This window comes from Halohasta litorea, assembly GCF_024494645.1.
Lineage (GTDB): Archaea > Halobacteriota > Halobacteria > Halobacteriales > Haloferacaceae > Halohasta > Halohasta litorea.
In genome coordinates this window covers 726091-747864 of sequence record NZ_JANHDJ010000001.1, presented here as the reverse complement: position 1 = coordinate 747864, position 21774 = coordinate 726091, and the positions used below count along the sequence as shown (strand labels likewise).

The 21774-nt window shown below is 62.7% G+C and carries 20 protein-coding genes; 9 read left to right on the top strand and 11 right to left on the bottom strand.

Annotation, left to right across the window (positions count from 1 at the left end):
* Positions 1 to 35 precede the first annotated feature (35 nt).
* From gfcR to NO877_RS03940, 4 genes are all read right to left on the bottom strand, one after another.
* The gene (gene gfcR / locus NO877_RS03955) at positions 36 to 686 is read right to left on the bottom strand and encodes a transcriptional regulator GfcR (protein ID WP_256395007.1); all 651 of its coding nucleotides are present in this window, start codon (positions 684 to 686) and stop codon (positions 36 to 38) included.
* Positions 673 to 1743 carry a glucose 1-dehydrogenase gene (locus NO877_RS03950; RefSeq protein ID WP_256395006.1) on the bottom strand — a complete coding sequence of 357 codons (1071 nt, stop codon included), beginning with the start codon at positions 1741 to 1743 and terminating at the stop codon, positions 673 to 675. The genes gfcR and NO877_RS03950 overlap by 14 nt, the downstream gene beginning before the upstream one ends.
* 383 nt (positions 1744 to 2126) lie before the next feature.
* Positions 2127 to 2762 carry a uracil-DNA glycosylase family protein gene (locus tag NO877_RS03945; RefSeq protein ID WP_256395005.1) on the bottom strand — a complete coding sequence of 212 codons (636 nt, stop codon included), beginning with the start codon at positions 2760 to 2762 and terminating at the stop codon, positions 2127 to 2129.
* 66 nt (positions 2763 to 2828) lie between these two features.
* Positions 2829 to 3299, bottom strand: a complete 471-nt coding sequence (locus NO877_RS03940) for a DUF5793 family protein (protein WP_256395004.1) — start codon at positions 3297 to 3299, stop codon at positions 2829 to 2831.
* 89 nt (positions 3300 to 3388) lie between these two features.
* On the opposite strand from NO877_RS03940, the gene NO877_RS03935 reads away from it, so the two are divergent.
* A complete protein-coding gene (locus NO877_RS03935; protein WP_256395003.1) occupies positions 3389 to 3943 on the top strand; it encodes a DUF7549 family protein in 555 nt (184 codons plus the stop codon).
* Between the two features lie 9 nt (positions 3944 to 3952).
* Here NO877_RS03935 and NO877_RS03930 read toward each other — a convergent pair whose 3' ends face one another.
* Entirely contained in the window at positions 3953 to 4144 is a 192-nt protein-coding gene (locus NO877_RS03930; RefSeq protein ID WP_256395002.1) for a hypothetical protein, read from the bottom strand.
* 108 nt (positions 4145 to 4252) lie between these two features.
* Here NO877_RS03930 and NO877_RS03925 point away from each other — a divergent pair, with 108 nt between their 5' ends.
* Positions 4253 to 5317 (top strand): enolase-like domain-containing protein, encoded by a 1065-nt coding sequence (locus tag NO877_RS03925; RefSeq protein WP_256395001.1) that lies wholly within the window; start codon positions 4253 to 4255, stop codon positions 5315 to 5317.
* 174 nt (positions 5318 to 5491) lie between these two features.
* Positions 5492 to 8020, top strand: coding sequence for a bacterio-opsin activator domain-containing protein (locus NO877_RS03920; protein ID WP_256395000.1), 2529 nt, complete (start codon positions 5492 to 5494; stop codon positions 8018 to 8020).
* A 50-nt stretch (positions 8021 to 8070) separates the two neighbouring features.
* On the opposite strand, the gene NO877_RS03915 is transcribed toward NO877_RS03920, so the two are convergent.
* Positions 8071 to 9348, bottom strand: a complete 1278-nt coding sequence (locus tag NO877_RS03915; RefSeq protein WP_256394999.1) for an HAD family hydrolase — start codon at positions 9346 to 9348, stop codon at positions 8071 to 8073.
* A gap of 445 nt (positions 9349 to 9793) precedes the next feature.
* Between NO877_RS03915 and NO877_RS03910 the strand changes: the two genes are divergently transcribed.
* From NO877_RS03910 to NO877_RS03900, 3 genes are all read left to right on the top strand, one after another.
* Positions 9794 to 11098: a cobyrinic acid a,c-diamide synthase gene (locus tag NO877_RS03910; RefSeq protein WP_256394998.1), complete on the top strand. Its 1305-nt coding sequence runs from the start codon at positions 9794 to 9796 to the stop codon at positions 11096 to 11098.
* A 159-nt stretch (positions 11099 to 11257) separates the two neighbouring features.
* Positions 11258 to 11749, top strand: a complete 492-nt coding sequence (locus NO877_RS03905) for a hypothetical protein (RefSeq protein WP_256394997.1) — start codon at positions 11258 to 11260, stop codon at positions 11747 to 11749.
* A 128-nt stretch (positions 11750 to 11877) separates the two neighbouring features.
* Positions 11878 to 12117, top strand: a complete 240-nt coding sequence (locus NO877_RS03900) for a hypothetical protein (RefSeq protein WP_256394996.1) — start codon at positions 11878 to 11880, stop codon at positions 12115 to 12117.
* Between the two features lie 120 nt (positions 12118 to 12237).
* Here NO877_RS03900 and lrpA1 read toward each other — a convergent pair whose 3' ends face one another.
* The 3 genes from lrpA1 to NO877_RS03885 all read right to left on the bottom strand — a co-directional run bounded on the left by lrpA1 (position 12238) and on the right by NO877_RS03885 (position 15590).
* Positions 12238 to 12666 carry an HTH-type transcriptional regulator LrpA1 gene (lrpA1, locus tag NO877_RS03895; RefSeq protein WP_256394995.1) on the bottom strand — a complete coding sequence of 143 codons (429 nt, stop codon included), beginning with the start codon at positions 12664 to 12666 and terminating at the stop codon, positions 12238 to 12240.
* 84 nt (positions 12667 to 12750) lie between these two features.
* On the bottom strand, positions 12751 to 13689 hold the full coding sequence (locus tag NO877_RS03890) for a thiamine pyrophosphate-dependent enzyme (RefSeq protein ID WP_256394994.1): 939 nt from the start codon (positions 13687 to 13689) through the stop codon (positions 12751 to 12753).
* A 2-nt stretch (positions 13690 to 13691) separates the two neighbouring features.
* Positions 13692 to 15590, bottom strand: coding sequence for a 2-oxoacid:acceptor oxidoreductase subunit alpha (locus NO877_RS03885; protein WP_256394993.1), 1899 nt, complete (start codon positions 15588 to 15590; stop codon positions 13692 to 13694).
* A gap of 451 nt (positions 15591 to 16041) precedes the next feature.
* Here NO877_RS03885 and NO877_RS03880 point away from each other — a divergent pair, with 451 nt between their 5' ends.
* Entirely contained in the window at positions 16042 to 16503 is a 462-nt protein-coding gene (locus NO877_RS03880; protein ID WP_256394992.1) for a type IV pilin domain-containing protein, read from the top strand.
* A 278-nt stretch (positions 16504 to 16781) separates the two neighbouring features.
* Entirely contained in the window at positions 16782 to 17180 is a 399-nt protein-coding gene (locus tag NO877_RS03875; RefSeq protein WP_256394991.1) for a type IV pilin domain-containing protein, read from the top strand.
* 172 nt (positions 17181 to 17352) lie between these two features.
* On the opposite strand, the gene aroC is transcribed toward NO877_RS03875, so the two are convergent.
* A complete protein-coding gene (gene aroC / locus NO877_RS03870; protein WP_256394990.1) occupies positions 17353 to 18507 on the bottom strand; it encodes a chorismate synthase in 1155 nt (384 codons plus the stop codon).
* Positions 18508 to 18660: 153 nt separating this feature from the next.
* A complete protein-coding gene (locus NO877_RS03865) occupies positions 18661 to 19566 on the bottom strand; it encodes a mechanosensitive ion channel family protein (RefSeq protein WP_256394989.1) in 906 nt (301 codons plus the stop codon).
* 248 nt (positions 19567 to 19814) lie between these two features.
* Here NO877_RS03865 and NO877_RS03860 point away from each other — a divergent pair, with 248 nt between their 5' ends.
* Positions 19815 to 21773 (top strand): ABC transporter substrate-binding protein, encoded by a 1959-nt coding sequence (locus tag NO877_RS03860; RefSeq protein WP_256394988.1) that lies wholly within the window; start codon positions 19815 to 19817, stop codon positions 21771 to 21773.
* Position 21774 lies beyond the last annotated feature (1 nt).

Here is a 21774-nt window from a genome sequence, read left to right as displayed (position 1 = left end):
GTATTGCGCCCCGTGGTGGCCCGTGGGTCGACCCGCTACTCGTCGCGGCCGACGCTGACGACGTTGATCAGCGAGTACACCGGGACGCCGTCGATCTCCTCTAACCCTTGTTTGTCGACCAGTACCACACAGCCGACGGGCTCGCCACCGCGGGCCCGTATCGCCTCGATTGTCTCCCGAAGCGTGGTCCCCGAGGTGATCGTATCGTCGACGATGTAACACTCCTGGCCCTCGATGGGCGAGAAGTTCCGCGAGAAGCCGCCGCCGAGTTCGTCGATATCGCCCTCCTCCCACTGGTGTTTGGCCGGGGCGTAGGCGCTCAGATCGGTGTCGAGTTCGCGGGCGACGATCGTCGCCAGCGGGACGCCCGCCTTCTCGATGCCGACCGTCAGCCGGACGTCCTGGCCCTCCTTGGAGATGATGTCGGCCATCGCTTGGCTCACGTGTGTGAGTCGCGCGCTGTCCCGTCCGATGGCGTTCCAGTCGACGTGGATGTCCTGCGGACTGGTGGTCTCGCGGACCGTCGGCTCGGGCTCGGTATCAGTGCTGCTCTCGGTGCCGCTGCGCTCGACGAGCCAGCTTGCGGTTTCTCGGGAGACGTTCAGTTCGTCGGCGATCTCTCCCTTCGAGAGTCCGCGCTCGGCCAGCTCGGCCGCACTCTCGATGAGGGTGTCAACGTTTTTCATATGTGCTGAATTGGACGGCGTTTTTTATAGTGGTGTCGTCGTCGTCGAAGGCCGCCGCGAACTCGTCGAGGCCGTAGATTCCGGTGACGAGGGACTCCAGGAACCCCTCCGAAAGCGACCCCAGCGACTCGACGGCGGCCTCGAACTGACCGACGTTGGAGTTGACGCTGCCGATGACGGCCTTGTTGTGAAGGACGAGCTCCCGGTGGAGCCTGCCGCCGTTGATTTCGAACGTCCAGTCTCCGGGGACGCCGAGCGCAGCGAGCACGCCGTTGGGGGCGAGCGCCTCGATCGCCTCGAAGGGGTGTTTGGCGTAGCCCGTGGCCTCGTAAATGAGGTCCGGAGCCTCGTAGACGTCCGGGATCTCCGGGACTGGGGTGTCGTTACTATTTATATAGGTGCTGCCGAGCGATTCGATGATGTCGATCGTGGGATCGGGGCGCTCGCGTCGACCGAGACAGTACGTTCGCTCGAAGCGCTGCTCGAACATGGCCAACGTCAGCAGGCCCAGACTGCCGTTGCCCAACACGAGCGCCGATTCGGGGGCCCACTCGAAGGCCGATCGGCTGGCCTCAGCGTGTTCGACCGCCTTTTCTGTGATCGAAATCGGTTCGACCAGAAAGCCGTACGCCGCGAGTTCCGGCGGCACCGCGACCAGCTTCGAGGCGGGGCTGGTGAAGTATTCGGCCATGAAGCCGTGTGCGCCGACGATCCCGCGCTCGTAGTACTGGCCCTCGGGAGCCATGTCGGGCTCGTCGTTCTCGAAATACCGGTTCGGGCCGTTGGGCGGCCTGCGGACTGTCGGGACGACTACGTCGCCTGCTTCGAGGTCAGTGTCGTTGGGATCTTCGACGACGCCGACGGCCTCGTGGCCGAGGACGAGGAAGTCCTCACCCTCCGGCGAGCCGCCGTGGCTGCCCGCGATCACTTCGTGATCGGTGCCGTCGACGCCCACCCGGAGCGTCCGAACGAGCGCCTCGCCCGCCTCGGGGTCGGGTTTCGGGATCTCCATGAGTTCGGCCTGTTCGGCCCCGTCTCTGACGCCAATCGCTTTCATTGGCACGTGGTACGCCGCGGACGCTGAAATAGTTATTCGTCTCCGAGTAAATTATTTGACTCGCAGTCAACAGCCGCAGTCGGCGACCCTGTGGGGGCGGACGGGCGGACCCGTCGGGACCACAAAACCGGTCGGCGACTGCGGGCCGCGTGACTGACCAAGCCACTGTGGGAGCACTAGTCCACAGCGTGTCGGCGCTCCTGACGAAGCCGCGCCAGCGCGCCAGCTAGTTATCGAACGTATGTCTTGAAAAAGACTTGTGTTAGACTAAATTCGGCCATTGTACCGGCAGATTCTATTCGACTCCGCTATATATGGGGTTTCTTTCGACGGTTCGACGGTTCCACGCGATAGAATCGAACGTTCGTCTGTCGATCTATCGATTAGCGGACATAGTAGGGGTCGCTACCAGCGATGAAGCGGCCGAGATCGGTCTCCCGGCGGAAGTCCGTCGACCGGAGTTTGGTGATGGCGTCGACGAGCCGTTTCCGGTCGTCGTCGGTCCAGGAGGCGGGCTCCTTGATCGGCATGACGAGCCAGCCGCTGCCGCGGATCTCGGTGGCGTGGAGCCGGTCCATGTCGACAGTCGTCTTCCAGGCCTGGGCGGTGTACTCTTCGAGGACGTGGCGGGTCGCCCGTTCGCCGACCGGGAACAGGACGTGGGCGGCGATCGCTCGGAGTTCGGCGTCGAAAAACCGCTCCATGTCGGTGTACGCCGCCTCCGTCGGCGTTCCACCGGGGTTGGGGACGCACATGTGGAGATACGAAAAGAAGGTTTCGCCGACTACGGGTTCCGCGCCGGTCGTTCGGAGCAGGCCAGCGGTTCGGAGGGCCTCCTGGAGCCGCATCCCCGCCTCGCAGTCGGTGAACGGGACGCCACTTTCGACACCGCCGTGGACGCCCGGATGGTCGCCGATGACGTGGAAGGCGGCGTTGGCGTCACCGTACCCCGGGACGAACCGCCCACAGGCGGGCTCCATCCCGAAGGGGTTGCTCGTTCGGTCGGTAACGTTTTTCACGATACGAGGTATCTCAGGAGGGAGTATATGTCGACCGATTCGAGACGCGGCGGGTCGGACGGCGACTTAGAGCTCGACGCCCGAAGGGATGAGACTCTGGCCGCGGAGGAGTTCGCCGTCGTCGTCGTAGACGAGGAAGGTGTCCTTGTCGTAGGTGATCGTCTCGCCGTCGGCGACGATCTCGATGCGATAGCGGCCACTGGAGTCCGTCTCCCGGCCGTACTCGCTGGCGGCGTGGATGAACTGGAAGACGTCGTCGGCGTCCTCGTTGGTTTCGAAGATGAAGTCGCCAGTCAGTCGGTTGGCGACGCTGACGACGCCGGTGGCGGTCGGATCGTCCTCGATGGACTCGGTCAGCCGGAAGGCGACATCGACCATATCCGCCGTGAGGCGGTCGCCGTCGGCACCAGTCAGGCGGTCGTAAAGCTGTTCTGTCGTGCCGGAGACCGAGATCCGAGCCAGCGGCTGGCGGGGATCACTGTCGGTGTCAACCCACTCGTGGTTACGAACGTCGAGGTCAAACTGTTCTCGCCGCATTAGATACCGAAAGATTGCGCGTCCGTGCGTATCAACGTAACGCCTGCTTCTCGACAGGTTTTATCAGGGCCACCGACCCTCCCTTCGGTATGGTATGGATTCAGCGGGAGCACGCCGCCGGGCTGGCCGTGCTCTCGGCGTGGCTCGGGGCCCTGTTGCCGTGGAACGTCACCTACAGCACCAACGGCGGCCCCTGGGTGGTGTTCGTTCGATTTCCACTGTTCGAGTTCCAGTACACGAGCGGCTTCGGTCCAGGTGTCGACGGTGGCGCGCTCCGGACGGTCCTCGGGGCGATCGCCCTCCAGTCGGGACAGGGCCTCGAAACGGCGACCGTGGTGTGGGGCGGCGGCGGGGCGGTCATGCTCGCGGCGCTCGGGCTGTCGGTCGTCTACTACGCCGACCGGTCGCTGCTGGAAGCCGCGTCGGTCCATCCGGTGCGGCTGATGGGTGGATTGCTCGGCGTCGCCGCCCTGCTGTTTGCGGTCGCAACGGTGTTTGTCTGGACCGGGGGTTTCGGCGGGACGCCGATCCCGATCGGCGTGCTGTTGCTCGGACTGCTCGCGTGGGTACTGCTGCGTGTAGAACTCACCGACCGACCGAACGATACCACTGCATCCGAAAAAGATGCAGTCGACCAGTCCTAACAGCGCCGATTACTGCCGAGCAAAGTAGGTGATGTCCCGTTCGAGCTCGAATCCCGGCGGACAGCCGACCTTCTCCAGACAGTCCGTACACAACGGTTTGAACATCGAACGCGTTTGCTTGTTGAGCCCGACGGCGTCTTCGAGGTCGATAACCTCCTCGCACTTGCTACACTCGATCCGGTTTCCGTCTAAGATCTCCATATTTGGGATACCATGTCAGTAGTCATAATACTTTATCTTATTCTATCATTTAAAAAGAAAGAGGGGTGACGGCCCCAGCTATTTAGTTCGGCTCCGTCTCTGCAACGTATGGCGAGCTACGATGCGGTTGCGGATCTCCCGGTGCGGATCGACGACGTCGAGTACAGCCGCCGCGAGCGCGAGACGACCAGCGATTTTACCAGGGTGTCGACGATCATCCGGCTCCACGGCGACGGCGAGACCGGTCTCGGCGAGGACGTAACGTATGAAACGGCCGATCACGACGCCCTCCAGGAGGCCGCGCCATCGTTCGATCTCGCTGGCGACTGGACGGTCGACTCGCTGTCGGCGCACCTCGCGGCGCGGGACCTGTTCCACGGTCGCAGCCCCGACCAGGAAGCCTTCCGCAACTACCGGCGCTGGGGCTTCGAGAGCGCGGCGCTGGATCTCGGCCTCCGGCAGGCCGACACCGATCTCGCGGGCCTCCTGGATCGGACGTACGACCCCGTCGAGTTCATCGTCAGCACGCGACTGGGCAGCCCGCCGTCTACCGACCGGATCGAGACGCTGCTGGCCCGCGACGAGCGCCTCGAATTCAAACTCGATCCGACCGACGAGTGGACGCCGGAGCTCATCGAGGCGATCGCCGACACCGACAGCGTTCGGATTCTCGATTTAAAAGGCCACTACGAGGGGACCGACGTCGATCAGGCACCCGATGCCGCGCTTTATAAGCAGTTGCTCGAAGCGTTCCCCGAAGCGGTCATCGAGGACCCCGCACTGACCGCCGACACCGAGCCGCTGTTCGACGGCCACCGCGGGCGGGTCTCGTGGGACGCCCCGATTCACGGCCTCGCGGATGTCGAGGCGCTGCCGTTCGCTCCGGAGTGGCTCAACATCAAACCCTCGCGGTTCGGCTCGATCCGGTCGCTGTTCGAGACGATCGAATACTGTCTCGCCGAGGGGATCGAGCTGTACGGCGGCGGCCAGTTCGAGCTCGGTGTCGGCCGCGAGCAGCTGCAGGCGATCGCCTCGCTGTTCTATCCCGACGGCCCAAACGACATCGCTCCGGCGGCCTACAACGTACCCGAGCTTGACGCTCAACTCCCGCGGAGTCCGCTGTCGCCATCGGAGACCGAGGGGTTCCGCTGGTCGTCGACCGGTGGGAAGTAGCCACACAGTCGGCAGCCGACCGTCTCGGCGTCCACAGTCGACGGAGTGAGACAATCACTGATCAGCGAACAATCCAAATACTAGTAACGTCTGATTCGTCTGAATACAGTACCAGTACGACTGGTAACTATCATGTCCATTCACTTATTACTGCTGACAGACAACTAGACGTCAATGGGAGAGCATGGGGAGCACAATCAGCAGTCGAGCCGCGGGGGGGGCTCACCGAGTGTAGCCAGCGGCTCGGGGGTATTGGCCGAACTCGTAGACGAGGCGGTCGTGACGGTCGACACAGGCGGGGTAATCAGTGCCGCAAACAGCCGGTTCGAGATCTTGACCGGCACCGCGGCCGCCGAACTGATCGGTCGCCCGTTGTCGGCGTTTGTCGTCGAGAACGACGCCGAGAAGCTTGGGGCGGTGCTTCGTGCCCTTCAGAGCCGGGAGCACGGCGAACAGACGACCATCGGGGTGAGTCTCCGAACGGGCGACGAGGCAGTGGTCGCCTGTCAGCTCTCGCTGGCGGTCGACCGGTCGACGAACGGTTCCGAGACGGCCACCGGGATCGTCGGCACCGTCCGGCCGGTCGACATCGCCGACGCGGAGCTGAAACGCCGCGCCAGCCAGCAGGCGGCGGTCGCCACGCTGGGCCAACTCGCCATCGAATCTGACGACATCGACGATCTGATGGCGGAAGCCACCCGGCTGGTCAGCGAGACACTCGACTGTGACTACGCGAAGGTATTGGATTTCGATGCCGACCGCGACCGGCTTCTAGTCCGACAGGGAGTCGGCTGGCAAGCCGGAACCGTTGGCACTGCGACGGTTGCGGCGGACACGAACTCACAGGCGGGATATACGCTGCTAAACGAAGGGCCGGTAATCGTCGACGATCTCGAGGCCGAACCCCGATTTAGCGGGCCGGAACTACTGACCACACACGATGTCACCAGCGGTATTAGTGTCGTTATCGGGAACCACGAAACGCCGTGGGGAATCCTTGGCGTCCACGACACGCGCCACCGGCAGTTCACCGACGACGACGCCAACTTCGTCCAGAGTATGGCCAACGTGTTGGTGTCGGCTATCGATCGACACGAGCGCACACGGGAACTCCAGCGGTACGAACGCATCATCGAGACGGTCAACGACGGCGTCTACACGGTCGGTCCGGAGGGTCGGTTCACGATGGTCAACAGGGCCTACTGCGAACTGACCGGCTACGACCGCGAGGAGCTGCTAGGTGCCGACACGTCACTGCTGATCGAGGAGTCGGTAGCCCAAGCCGTCTCGGAGATAGAAGCCGAGATACTAGCCGAAACCGTCGACACCCCGACGATGGAGGCAGAAATCCAGACGGCCGACGACGACTCGGTCACTGTTGAGGCGACGTTAGCACTGCTCCCGAGCGACGACGAGTGGGAGCGGGTCGGGGTCGTCCGGGATATTAGCGAGCGGAAAGCATACGAACGCCAGCTCGAAACCGAACGGACGAAGCTGGCGGCGCTCAACGAGGTGAACGCGGTTGTCCGGGAGATCACGAACGCGATCCTCGACCAGTCGACGCGGAGCGAAATCGAACAGCTGGTCTGTGAGTCGCTGGCAGCATTCGACTCCTACCGGTTCGCCTGGATCGGCGAAGTCAACGCCCACACACAGGAGATCGACCCGCTCGCGGAGGCGGGCGTCGACGGCTATCTCGACGACACGGAGATTTCGACCGACCCGGCCGATCCGATGAGTCGGGGGCCAGCCGGACGTGCAGTCGAAACCCAGCAGCTACAGGTCTCCCAGGACGTGTTTTCCGATCCGCGCTTCGAGCCGTGGCGAACGAGCGCCGAACAGTGGGGTTACCAGTCGGTGGCCGCGATCCCGATCACACACGACGGCACACTGTACGGCGTCCTCGGGCTGTACGCCGACGAGCCGGACGCTTTTTCACCGGAGAAACAGGCCATCATCACACAGCTGGGCGAAATCGTCGGTCATGCGATCGCCGCCGTCGAGCGGAAGCAGGCGCTGATGAGTGATGTAGTAACGGAGGTCAAATTCGAGGTCAGAGGTGTCTTTTCGCCCGCTGACGCGACCTTCAACAACAAGATAGTTTTGGATCACGTCGTGCCGGTCGGTGACGACACCTATCTCCAGTATGGGCGGACCACCCCGGAGATGGCGTCGACGCTCGAAGAGTTCGAAGCACAACATCCGTCCTGTGAGTCAGTCACGATTCTCAGTGAAATCGAGTCCGAAATCCGCTTCGAACTGCGTGTCACGGAGCCGCCGGTGACCTCGCTGGTCGCCGCTGCCGGTGGGTCGGTCAAAGAGGCACGCATCGAGAACAACGACCTTCGGATGACGGTCCACCTGCCACAGAGTGCGGACGTACGGCGGCTCCTCGACCGGCTTCAACAGCAGTATTCGGCAGTTCGGCCGATCGCCCGTCGACAGGTCAACCGGTCCGAAACGTCGCCGGAACGGATCATCAACACATGGACCGACGAACTCACCGACAGGCAGCGTGCCAGCCTCGAAGCCGCCTACTTCGCGGGCTTCTTCGAGTGGCCACGCGACAGTTCGGGCAAAGACCTCGCCGCAACGATGGACGTCTCGTCGGCGACGTTCCACCAGCACCTCCGTGCAGCCGAACGAAAACTGTTCGAGATCCTCCTCGATGATCCCGAAGTGAAGCCGTCCATTCCACAGTGAGCTCAACGATCGCCGAGTGCCAAATCGATTTTAAAAGCGGTATGGGAGGGTCAGTCGAGTTCGGTCAGCAGATTGTACACGTAGATCGTCCGTAACATCGCCGCGGAGGCCCCGCGGTCGAAGACGAGTCCGTCGGTCGACTGAACGTGATCGAGCACACCCTCCGAAGCGTGGTCGGGGGCTGCACTCAGCCCGCAGTTGTCGGCTGCGACCCACTCCATCACCCGCAGATCGGATTTGCTGTCGCCCATCACGAGCACGAACGGATCGTCGACGCCCACTACCTCAAGTGCGGCCTCGACTCCGGCGGCTTTGTTGAGTTCCAGCGAGCCGATTTCGGCGGCGTCGGCGTGGTAGTAGGCGACATCGATCCGGTCGAAGATCGATCGGAGGTCATCCGGAACCTCACTGACGCTACAGTCGGGCAGCGCGTCTTCGCTCACCAGCACGTCGTGGATTTCGGGGTCCGCATCGGCGTAGTAGGCCCGGGCTACCGCCGGGAGCGAGTGATCACTGTCGGCTCTCTCGGTGTCGACGGCGATGCCGACGGCCTTCGCCAGGAGATCGATCAGATAGACGAGTCCGGCGTCGATAACGTCGGCCGCCCGCTGGCTGCCGGTCTCGAAGTTCGGCTTGAGCGTGATGTTGAACTCGTTGCCCTGGAGGTGACAGCCGCGGCGGAGCTCCGGGGGTGCCTCCGGCAGCACGCGACTCCGAACCGAGTCGAAGACCTCCTGGAGATCCGGATCGAGCCCTTCGTACAGCAACTGTTTGGTCTCCGAGCCGTGGCCGGGTGTGAAGACGCCAGTGCCTGCTTCGTAGACGATACTCAGCTCCCCGGAGTGGACGATCTCGCTACCCAGCCCCTGGATCATGAATCCCTTGACGTTTTCGAGCGTCTGGCCCGTACAGATGATGATCGGCACCCCGGCCTCGTGGAACTCGACGAGGGCGTGGAGCGTCTCTCTGGGGATTTCGTTGTCGGTCCCACCGGCCGACCGGAGCGTTTCGTCGACATCCAAGACGAGGGCGTTGACCGCGCGGTTGTAGCTGCTGTGGAGATCGAGCGCGGTAAAGGCCTGATCGCGATCGGCGCGGGCGGCGATCTCGGCGACCGTCTCGCCCTCGGTGGGGTCGCTATCGGTGAAACTGGCGGCGATTTCGGCCTTCAGTCGCCCGAGTTCGTCGGAGGCCTCCTCCCAGTGGGAGAGCGCGACCGGCGAATCGACTGGGGGAAACAGATCGACGAACCGCTGGTGGGCGCGCAGTGTCTCGGTATCGAACGCCTCGTAGAGTCGGTGGAGGCGGTCGTAGCGTTGGGGTGCCATGTTGACTCTCCCCACTACGGATATAAGAGCGACTCGGCCCACGAAGGTCGGTAGTGTCTCGTGACAGGTTCGCGGCTCGGCCGACTGCAGCCGAAGGCGAAATCGAAACGTCAGCGCGGTTCCTGGAATCGCTGTGGTAGATAACCGCAAGTCGGACCTGAAAATCGATAGAAAACGTCGAGTTCGTCAGGCTCCACAAGCACAGTGATCTCACGCCGGAGAGGGGTCTACTTCCAACTGTGCTCGGAACGTGGCAGCTGCTCGCTTGCCGTGATCGTTCGACTTGGGAAAAACTCACCCACGCTGAGGAGTCGGGCAGTCGCATTTCGGTGGCCGAATTGGCCGATCACGCTGGCGGGTCGGGAGCCAGCGAGACGCCGGGTTCGGATCGGTCGATGCTGGCAGTTCGACGGACTAAACCGCAGGGCGACCGACAAAGCGAGCAATGAAGGGATTCGTCGTCGGCGGTGTGAGTTCGGGTGTTGGTAAGACGGTCGCCACGCTGGCGATCATTCGCGCGCTCGACGAGGCGGGTTTCGCGGTCCAGCCAGCCAAAGCGGGCCCTGACTTCATCGACCCCAGCCACCACGAGGCGGTCGCGGGTCGGCCCTCCAGGAGCCTGGATCTATGGCTCGAAGGAAGGGAGGGACTGGCCCGCAACTACGCCCGCGGCGAGGGCGACATCTGCGTCGTCGAGGGTGTGATGGGCCTCTATGATGGCGATGGCTCCAGCACTGCGATGGTGGCTGAAGCGCTCGATCTCCCGGTCGTCCTCGTGGTCGACGCGAAAGCAGGCATGGAGAGCGTCGCCGCCACCGCCTACGGCTTCCGGGAGTACGCTGCAGCGATCGGCCGCGAAATCGAGGTGGCCGGAATCATCGCCCAGCGTGCCCACGGTGGTCGACACGAGCAGGGGATTCGTGAGGCACTTCCCGAGCGTATGGACTATTTCGGGCGGATTCCGCCGTCCGGTGACCTCGAAATCCCCGACCGGCATCTCGGCCTGGAGATGGGTGAGGAGTCGGCGTTGCCACAGGACGCGCTTTCGGAGGCGGCCCAGCAGCTCGAAACCGAGCGGCTGGTCGACGTGGCGCGCGAACCGCCGCAGCCTCCCGAGCCGTCAGGGAGGGTCGAACCGACCGATGCGACGGTCGCCGTCGCCAGCGATGCGGCCTTCTGTTTCCGGTATCCGGCCTCGATCGAACGCCTCCAGGAGCGGGCGACCGTCCAAACCTTCTCGCCGGTCGCTGGTGATCCGGTGCCCGACTGCGACGGGGTGTATCTCCCCGGGGGCTACCCCGAACTCCACGCCGCCGAGCTGGCCGCGACCGACACGCTCGCCGAACTCGGCGACCGGGCCAGCGACGGCCTGCCAGTCTTCGGGGAATGCGGCGGCCTCATGGCGATGAGCCAGTCGTTGACCACGGCCGATGGGGCAACCCACGAGATGGCCGGTATCCTCCCGGCAGATGTCGAGATGCAGGACCGCTATCAGGCGCTCGACCACGTCGAACTCGAAGCCACCGCGGGAACGCTGACGGCCGGAGCGGGTGAGACGATCCGCGGCCACGAGTTCCACTACTCGAAAGCCTCGGTCGACTCGGATGCCCGATTCGCCTTCGAGATCGTCCGCGGCGACGGCATCGACGGCGACCATGACGGGCTCCTGGAGTACGACTCGCTGGGCACCTACGCCCACGTGCATCCCGAAAGCGGGGCGTTCGACCGGTTCGTCGATCGACCCCGCTGACTCGCTTCAGTAGCACCCACATACCATCCCGAAAACGGAGTAGTACCGACCGATACCGCGCTCAGTCGCTCGAATGAATACCGCTTGCGGATGAATTCGGAATCACAATCACAGTGTGAGTTGTTGTCTAACATGGGCTCCGAGAGGAGCGTGAGCACTATGTCGACAGAACATACACGGCAACAGGAAACGCAGGTCGGCGTCGGGTCGAGTCTGTGGACTGGATCGCTACTGATGGCACTTGCCGGAGTCGCGTTTATCGGCTACGGGATCGTCTTTCTCGTCATGAACTTCTTCGGGAGTGGCCTCGAACTCGGGGTGAGCCACCTCGGCGGGCTGACACTCGCGGAGTTGGACCCGACCGTCGCGTTTTATATCAGCCACCTCCACGTCGCCGTCTCCGGATTCATCATCTCGACAGGGATCGCCGTCGCGGCGCTTTCGTGGTTCGGCGTCCGCCAGCGCCTGCGGTGGGCGTGGGCCACCGCCATCGTCGTCGCAGTGACGGGGCTGGCGATCGCGCTACCGATGCACTACATGGGCGGCTTCGCCCACGACTGGCTGACCCACCTCGGGCCGATCTACCTCGCAACGATCGTCTTCGTCGTCGGTGTCGTGCTGGCGTACAAAGGGTTGGATGCAACGGCGTGAGACCCGTTTAGGGCTCTATTTTTATATTGACGCCCCGCAGTGCGGAGGACTCGTATGATAAACCGGGGTATATCATCATCTATTTGCTCGGTGATATTTATGTGGGGGCAGTCCGTATCAATGACTGTATGAGTTCCCTTCAGTCGGTGACACAGCGCGTTTCGACGGCACTCCAGCGGAGTTCCTACCTCGCGGCCACGGTCGCGGTCGCCATCGCCGCCGCCAGTGTCGGCTACGGGCTGACCAACAACGACCTGCTGACGGCCCTCGGTGCGCTCCTGATCGTCCCGAGTATCGTGCTGCTCTACGAGATCGGCAGCCGGGACCACAGCGGGGAGTTCGACGGAACGCGACGCCAGACCAACTGAATCAAGCGATTGCGGTTCGCCATCGTCGACCGCTGTGGGCGCTGCTGGTCGGCTGTCTCGAACGAGTGAGACTGTTTTGTTGGACGGAAATCGTTAGCGCCCGGAGAGAAGGGAGAGCCGTTATTTCAGTCGTTCCTGGAGGAACGACGGGTGGGCGGCAGTCACGCCATCGATGTCGAGGATGTCGTCGCTGATCACGTCGCCGAGTGCGTCGCCGTCCTGGGCCCGGACCTCGGCCATCAGCATGTGGTCGCCCGACGAGGTATATAAGGCCTCGACCGACTCGAGGGCCTTGAGCGCGCGGGTAGCCTCGACGTACTGTTCGCTGGCGACGTCGATGCCGACCATGGCGATCGATTGCGAGGAGAGTTTCTTCGGGTCGACGTCCGCCGAATACCCGACGATCACGCCGTCGGATTCGAGCTTTTGAATGTATTTGCGGACCGTCGGCTTCGAGACCTCCGCCCGCTGGGCGATCTCGGAGTAGGAGGCCTGTGCGTCGTCCTCCAGGACAGAGAGAATACGATCCTCAGTCGAGGTACTACTCATGCGTATATATTTTGCTCCAACGAAAAAATACCTTGCGAACGGAAAAGCGTTTTCGCGCCGTCGAAACCGAGGGGCCGCAGCCGACTATTTGTGCTTGTCGAGGAACAGGTCAGCCGATCGCTCCCACTCGTAGGAGTCGTCGAAGTAGCGCTCGGCCAGCGGCTCCTCGGGCATCTCGCCGATCGCACGCTTCTCCTCGCCGTACGATGGGCGGTCGTTATCGACGTAGAACCGGCCGGTCAGGACCTTCCCTTCGTGGAGGGCCTGCTCGGTCTCGGCCATCATATCGGCGGCCTCACGTCGGTCCGTTGGGTCGAAGTCGTAGTCGTCGGACTCGTTGACGTCGATGTAGGGGACGTACTGTCGGGCGTCCTTGTTCCAGGTCGGACACTGGGTGAGGAAGTCGATGTGCGCGAAGCCGTCGTGCTCCATCGCCTCGACGATGATCTCTTTGGCCTGGTTCGGGTTGACTGCTGCCGTCCGTGCAATGTAGGACGACCCCGAGGTAAGGCTGAGCGACAGTGGGCGAAGCGGCTCTTTGGCGCTGCCGTGTGGCTGGGTTTTCGACTTGTGACCCTTCGGGCTCGTCGGCGAGGTCTGGCCCTTGGTGAGGCCGAAGATCTCGTTGTTGAACACGATGTAGGTCATGTCGTGGTTCTCGCGGGCGGTGTGCATGAAGTGGTTGCCACCGATCCCGTAGCCGTCACCGTCGCCACCGGCGGCGATCACTTCGACGCCGGGGTTGGCGAGTTTGGCCGCTCGCGCGACCGGCAGCGAGCGACCGTGGATGGTGTGGAACCCGTAGCTGTCGAAGTAGCTGTTCAGTTTGCCCGAACAGCCGATCCCCGTCGTGAGCAGCATCTCCTCGGGAGATTTGCCGAGCTCTTGGGCCGCGCCCTTCAGTGCCTTCAGGACACCGAAGTCACCGCAGCCGGGACACCACGTCGCCTGTGGTTCAAGCTCCGGCGTGTAGTCGTTCTGGTCTACTTCGCGTCCTTCACCGATTGCTGAAAATGCACTCATGGTTAGTCACCTGCTGCTGGGACGAATTTGGTTTCGATGCCAGTTAGCTCTTCGTCCTCGACGATTGTCGTGACGAAGCCTTCGACGATGTCGGCCGGCTCGAAGGGGTTGCCGTTGTACTTGAGCAGGCTCGACAGTTTCTCGCCGTACTGGCCGAGTTCCTTCTGGGTCAGGCCGCGGAACTGCGCGGAGGCGTTCATCTCGACGACGAGCACCTCGTCTACGCTCTCGATGAACTCGCTGACCTCGTCTTTCGGATACGGTGCCATATCCGAGACACCGAGGGACTTGACCGAGTACCCCTGGTCGTTGAGTCGGTCGACGGCCTCTTCGACGGTTCCCTGCGAACTGCCGAAGGTCATCAGACCGTACTCTGCCTCGTCGGGACCGTGGTAGGTCTGGTGGGTCTCGTCCTGCGAGGAGAGATCCGCCGAGATGGCTTCGAGCTTCTGGGTCCGGCGGTCCATCTGGGCCACACGGTTCTCGGGGGACTCCTCGATGTGTCCCTCGGGCGTGTGTTCGTTACCCGTCGCGAGGAAGCGACCGCCCTTCTGGCCGGGGATCGACCGCGGGCTGACGCCGTCTTCGACGTCGTGCTGGAAGCGGCTGTACTTCCCACTCTCGTCGTGTGGGGCCTCGGCGAGCTCGTCTTCGGTGAGCGTCGAGCCGAGCGATGGGTTCGGCTCCTCGTCGAAGACCGACGCGGGCACGTTCATCAGCTCGCCGCCGAGCTTCTGATCGTAGAGCACGATCGCCGGGATCTGGTACTCGTAGGCGATCTGGAACGCACGCCGGGTCTGGGTGTAGGCCTCGGCGACCGTGCCGGGCGCGAAGACGACGCGCTGGGAGTCACCCTGGGAGGTGTACAGCACGTGTTCGAGGTCGGCCTGTTCGGGCTTGGTCGGCAGTCCCGTCGAGGGGCCTGCGCGCATCGCCTCGATGAGGACGACCGGCGTTTCGGTCATCTCCGCGAGGCCGAGCGGTTCGCTCATCAGGGCGAAGCCGCCACCCGAGGAGCCCGACATCGCCTTGGTGCCGGCGTGGCTGGCACCGACTGCCAGCGCCGCCGCGGCGATCTCGTCTTCGACCTGTTCGGAGATCCCGCCGACTTCGGGCAGGTTCTGGCTCATGATGGTGAAGACCTCGGTCCACGGGGTCATCGGGTAGCCCGCGATGAACCGGCAGCCCTCGTCGAGCGAGCCGTAGGCGATCGAATCGGAGCCCGAGAGCAGGACCTGCTCTTCGTCGTGGCTCCCCTCGGGGATCTTGACGTCGTGTGCGTCGACGTCGTACTCCTCGTCGACCATGTCGTGGGCGTTGTGGAGGATCTCGAGGTTGGGTTCGAGGATCTTCTCCGGCATCGCCTCGGTCATGAGCTCTTCGATCCATTCGAGTTCGATCCCGGCGAGCGCGCAGGTCGCGCCGACACCGGCAGTGTTCCGCATGACCTCACGGCCCTGTTCGCGGGCCATCGTTCGGAGGTCGAGATCGTAGACGTGCCAGTTGTTCTCCTCGACGCGCTCGTCGAAGTTCTCGATCTCCGAGGCATCCAGGAGCCCCGAATCGTAGATGATGACGCCGCCCTCGCGGAGTTCGTCGAGGTTCTCCGAGAGGGGTTTGATCTCCTCGTTGCCGTACACCGAGCCTTCCTTCGGGTTGCGTGCGAAGGAGTCACCCAGCGCCAGCAGGAAGTTGTAGCCGTCGCCCCGCGATTTGACGGGGTCGGCCGAGGCGCGGATCTCGGTGTAGGTGTGGCCGCCGCGAATCCGCGACGGATAGTGTCGGTGTGTGAATACGTTCAGCCCCGAACGCATCAGGGCTTTCGCGAAGTTCTGGCTCGTTGAAGCGATCCCGTCGCCGGAACCCCCTGCAATTCGCCAGATGAGTTCGTTATCGGTCATAATTTGAGGTCACGGCCCCTCTGGGCCACTAGTATCCGTGATTTGCCAGCCCCGGGTAAAAGAGTTTGCTATGGATTGCCAAGGAACAATAATGAAAGACTCTGTTCGTTGAATAAATGTCCAGTAGGCGACCACGAGCACCCCGATATACTCGGTACTATTCAGATATAGTAGACAGCTATCCGGATATGACACGGAACCCCACACGGTTCGGCAGACCAGCCGACTAACGTGGCTGTTCGATGATACGAATCGCCCTCAGTCGTTCGTGGTCGGTCCTACAGTTCGTGCAGACGTGGGAGACAGTCAAGTTCTTCGGTACGTCATCAATAGTTAAATAAATAGATTTGATATTTCAGATATCACGGCCGAGCCAAGGGAGGACGACACCGGTGGTGGCGGTGTCGGCAGCGCAGCAACACCCCCGAGGTCGGTCGGGGACTCATAACGCATGCACACAGGAGCACTCGACAGCGGGGACCGCGGCGCATCGCCAGTGGTGGGCATTATTCTACTGGTCGCAATCACGGTGATTCTGGCGTCGGTGGTCGGCACCTACGCCTTCGGAAGCGGCGGCCAGGTGCCGGGGGAGCCACCGCAGACGTCATTCAGTTTCGACTACGACGAACAGACGAATCTGACGATTAGCCACAACGGGGGTGAGAACCTCGACAACGACACCATCGAGGTGAGAATCGACCGCACGGAAGCCTATCCGGAGCCCGATACGGCGGCGACAAACATCACGGACGCCTCGGGGTGGTCGACCCCGATCTCGTCGGGTGACGACCTGGAGCTGTACAACGACTCCGGCGAGCCGATCGCCAAAGGCGGCGACACGGTGCGGATCGTCTGGCTCGACCCCTCGGGCGGCGCGTCGAATACGCTCGACGAGGACGAGTGGCCCAACTGACGGCGACCACTCAGTAGCGAATTGGCAGCCGCCCGAGCAGTAGCCGAGGCCTGTCGGCCGAGACGGCCCTATCGGGCCGTCACAGCGTGTCTCCGGAGGAGTATCAATCGTGAAAAACACTCACAAATATTTAAGTAAGCACATAGCCACTGTCAGGATATCACGACTGTACAGGGGACACGAGAGCGCCGACACGGGCACCCCGCAGCGGGCTCACTGTCGGCTGGCACTCCGGATGACTGTCCTCCTGGTACGGTCACGTGATTCAAGGAAATACCATGTTCAAAGAACTATTCACAGACGACTCGGACCGTGGCGTCTCGCCGGTCATCGGCGTCATTCTGATGGTGGCCATCACCGTCATTCTGGCAGCCGTAATCGGCGCGTTCGTCCTCGGCCTCGGCGATCAGGTTTCAAACAACGCACCACAGGCATCATTCAGTTTCGAATTTGCTGATGATAATGTGACAGTTACGCATAATGGCGGAGACAACATCCCCAACAGCACACTAAATGTAACTAATAGTAGTGGCGGTGTGACGTTCGCCGAAGATCCAGTCACCACTGGTGATAGTGTGGAACTTGGGTATTCATCTGGAGAAGTTATAAGAGTAATATGGAATAATCCAGCTGGTGGATCTTCAAATGTTCTCGCCGAGCGCCAAGCTCCACAGTAGCTGAATAAAAACTACAGGTTTCATTTTTAAATCAGATACCATAGAGTTTAGTCAGATTCGGCCCGACTAAAACCAGTCGAATTTTTTATAATTATTTGCCTCTAGTAGGATTTTAGCTGAGGAGTAATCTAATTGTGCTTTAAATAACTTTCCATTATGAATAGGTAGTCGACTACTCCATATTATCCGGACTGCGCGGGTGGTAGTCAGTATCGTACTCGCCCACGTCGCCATCGAGTCGGTCGGGGTTGATGCGGCCCGACAGCAGCATGAAGTCGACGATCTGCAGGTTCAGCATGGCCTCGACGACCGGGACGCCACGCGGCGGCAGGACGGGGTCGTGTCGGCCGACGACCTGGATCTCCTTTTCCTCGCCGGTTTCCCAGTCGACCGTTTGCTGCTTTTTCGGGATCGACGTGGGGGCGTGCCAGGTCGCCTCGCCGTAGATCGGCTGGCCGGTGGTGATGCCGCCTTGGAGCCCGCCGTGTTTGTTCCCCTCCGGGACGGGGTCGCCGTTGTCGTCGAACGCCCAGTCCTCGTTGCGGTCCTTGCCGGTCCACTCGCGGGCCTCCTTGCCGAGGCCGAACTCGACATGGGTACAGGCGGGAATCGAAAACATCGCCTGGCCGAGCCGCGAGGGGAACGAGTCGAACCGCGGCGCGCCCAGTCCCCGAGGAACGCCGCGAGCCTCGAAGTAGATCGAGCCACCGATGGAGTCGCCTTCTTTCTGGTATTTGTCGGCGAGATCTCGCATTTCTTCGGCGGCCTCGGGATCGGCACACCGGATCTCGTTTTCTTCGGTGTGTTCGAGCATGTCCTCCCACGTCACCTTACCGGCTTTCACGTCGCCGATCTGGTTGACGTGAGCCTTAACTTCGATCCCGTGGGTCTCGTTGATCTTCTTGGCAATCGCCCCGGCGGCGACCCAGTTGACCGTCTCCCGCGCGGAAGAGCGGCCACCGCCGCCCCAGTTCCGCGTCCCGAATTTGGCGGAGTAGGTGAAATCGCCGTGCGAGGGGCGAGGGGCGGTGACGTAGGGCTCGTACTTGCCCGACTGGGCGTCTTTGTTCTCGATGACCATCCCGATCGGGGTGCCTGTGGTGTAGCCGTCCTGGACCCCGGAGTTGATCTTCACCGCGTCGGGCTCCCCGCGGGAGGTGGTGATCATCGACTGGCCGGGTTTCCGCCGGTCGAGTTCGCGCTGGATGTCCTCGGCGTCGAGTTCGAGGCCTGCCGGGCAGCCACTGACGGTGACCCCCATCGCCTCGCCGTGGCTCTCGCCGTAGGTCGTCACTTCGAAGAGCCGACCGAACCGATTGCCGTTCATACCGACTGGTGTGTTCCCAGCCCATTTGAACCTTGCAATCCACGCGGGCGGCCACCCTCGGCGAGCCGCACCGCGCTCCGGTCGACAGCCAGCGCCGTCGGCGAGGCGGAGTAATAAAAGACTGCACCGCAGAACTGCTGCCCGGCAGTGGCGTTAGTCGTTGGTGACCGGACCGGTCGACATCCCGTCGATACCGTCGACCGACACCGAACCGGTGAGTTCGGTGTGCGGGTACGGCATCCCGACGCCCTCGGCGTCGAAGCGGTTCTTGACGGCCTCGACCCACTTGGTTCGCACGCCGCCAGCGCCCGTCTCTCGGGGGTTGATCCAGACCCGACCGTTGAGAACGACTGCCGAATCCGCCAGCCCGGTGACGGGTGCGGTCGGTTCGGGGTCGGCGAGGATGCCGTCGATCTTGTTGGCCTCGTCGATGATGATCTCACGGGCGAGTTCGATGTCGGCATCGTACTCGATGCCGAAATCGAAGGTAACCCGCCGAGTGTCGTTGGCGACGGGGTTCATCACGACCGAGTTGGCGAGATCGCCGTTCGGCACCGTGACCTGCTCGTTGTTGAACGTATCGAGCTTCGTCACCCGAAGGTCGATCTTCCGGACGATCCCCTCGTTGCCGTTCCACTGGATGTGGTCGCCGACCTCGAACGGTTTGTCCTTGAGGATGAAGATGCCCGCGACGAAGTTCTCGATGATGTCGCCCGCCGCGAAGGCCACACCCAACGCGAGCGCACCCGTGATCGTCGCAAACGCCGTCAGGATCGCATCGACGCCAGCGACCGCCGCCGCGACCGCCACTGCGCCGAACAGCGCGACCGCACCCGCGATTGACGATCCGAGACTGACGACCGCCGGGGAGAACTCACGCGAGTCGAGTGCCCGTTTGACCATCCGCACGAACACCGACTTGCCGATCCGGTAGAGCACTAGGAAGGCAACGATGAACGTGAGAACTCTGACGCCGAACGCAAGCACGAGATCACCGTACTGTGTGAACAGTTCACCAACGCTGGTGGGGATTCCTTGCAGTATTACTGATAATGCCACAGACATACACGTCTCTGATGAAGTATAAATCTATGTGGCTGGCAGCTGCTACCCTGGCTCGTTCCCGACGCAATCATCGACCCTCCTGGAGTCGCTAATCGTGTGAGAGACCGCCACACGACGGAGGTTCACGCGGGTCACGATCGGCGGAGAGGCCGCCGGAGAGTCATATCGAAAACTGTGCTATCGTAGTCTTATTATATACCCACCGTCGAACAGTAGATGACAACCCGATTTCGTATCCGTTGATGACTCACCCCGATACCGCTTCGTCGCTCTCTCGCCGCGCAGTCCTTGCTGGAGCCGCGGCTTCGGCGGCCGCGAGTGCAGGCTGCGTGGGCCCGCTCCAGAACGTCGCCGACGACGGCGAACAGTCACAGCTCACCCTCGAAATCAAGGCCCTTCCCGTCGACAGCGACCCCTACGGGATTCGGATCGCCCAGCGGCTGCGGTCGAACCTCGAAGCCGCCGGAATCAATGTTCGCCTGCGGTTGGTCAGCATCGGGCAGTTCACCGAACAGGTTCTGTTGAACCACGACTTCGACATCTACGTCGGACAGGCCCCCTTTAGGCTGCCGCCGGACCCCGACGCGCTGTATCCGCTGTTCGAATCGACCTATACTGCCGATATCGGCTGGCAGAACCCCTTCGGGTTTACCAACCTCACCTGTGACGATCTGCTTGCGGCCCAGCGGTCACAGGCGGGGGATGACCGACAGCAGACGGTCACCACGCTTCAGGAGACACTGGCCCGCAACCAACCCATGTCGCCGCTCGTGGTCCCCGAGCGACTCACAGGCGTTCGGACCGACCGGTTTACCGGCTGGGACCCCGACGACCGGGAGGCCGCCCGCGGCGGCCCGACACGGCCGCACAACCTCCTGCTGTTGGAGCGGGCCGACGACGCACCCGCAGAAGACAGGACGCTCCGGCTGGCGACCGCCAACGACCGGCTCACCTCGAACCGGAACCCGATTTCGGCGGCCTACCGTCAGGAGGGAACACTGCTCGATCTCGTCTACGATTCGATCGCTCTCCAGCATGGCTCGGAGTACGTGCCGTGGCTCGCCCGCGAGCTCACCTGGCTCGACGGCGACGGGCCACCCGAAGTCGAAATCGAACTCCGCGAGGACCTCCTGTGGCACGACGGCGAGCAGCTGTCGGCCTACGATGTCGGCTTTACCTACGCGTTCCTCCAGGACACCTCCCTCGGTGCGGCGAGCCGAGCGATCCCGACCGAACGGTTCCGGGGGCCGGTCTCGCTCGTCGAAGACATCACGGTCGAAAACGGCCACCGACTCCGCCTCACGTTCACTGATACCATCCGACCTGTCGCCCGTCGGGCCCTGACGGTGCCGATCCTGCCAGCCCACATCTGGCGCGACCGGACACGGCTCACCGGCGGGTCGAACCGCGCGAGCCGGACGACACTCGCACTCACCTCGGCCAACAGCGGGGCCATCGGGAGCGGTCCCCTCCGGTTCGAAACGGCTGGCGATAGTACCGCCGAGTTCTCCGTGTTCGACCAGCACTTCCTCTGGCCGCAGGTCACGTCGGGAGGCGGTAGTGCGAACGAAACGGAGCCCGAAACCGACTGGTGGTCCTCGATCCTCGACGGCCAGGACGGCAACAGCGACGAGGAACCGGTTACCAACGGCACGGCCACCCCATCCGACCAGGACGTACCGACAGTCACCGACGGCGCACAACCACCGGAGCCGTATGGCGGAGTTCCACCGTTCGATACCGTCACCGTGGAGGCGGTGTCGACGACCGCCGTGGTCGGCCTCGTCGAAGCGGGCAACGCCGACGCAACAGTGGGACCAGTCGACACGGGGGTCTCAACGGTCGCCGAGAACAGTGCCGAGATCGAACTTATCGAGAGCCAGCCAAACGCGTTTTATCACCTCGGCTTCAACACTCGCCGAGAGCCGCTTCGGAACCCGAACGTCCGACAGTTCGTCGCTCAACTCCTCGACAAGCAGGCGCTGGTCGAAGAGAGCTTCGACGGCTACGGGACGCCAGCGGCGAGCCCGCTGGCTGGAACCGACTGGCTCGCCGAGTCGCTCCAGTGGGACGCCGAAACCGACACTGATCCGATCGTCCCGTTTCTCGGCACTGATGGGGTGCTGTCGGTCGAAGACGCACGCGAACAGCTCCGGGAACTCGGCTATCAGTACAACAGCGACAACGAACTCGTTTCATAAC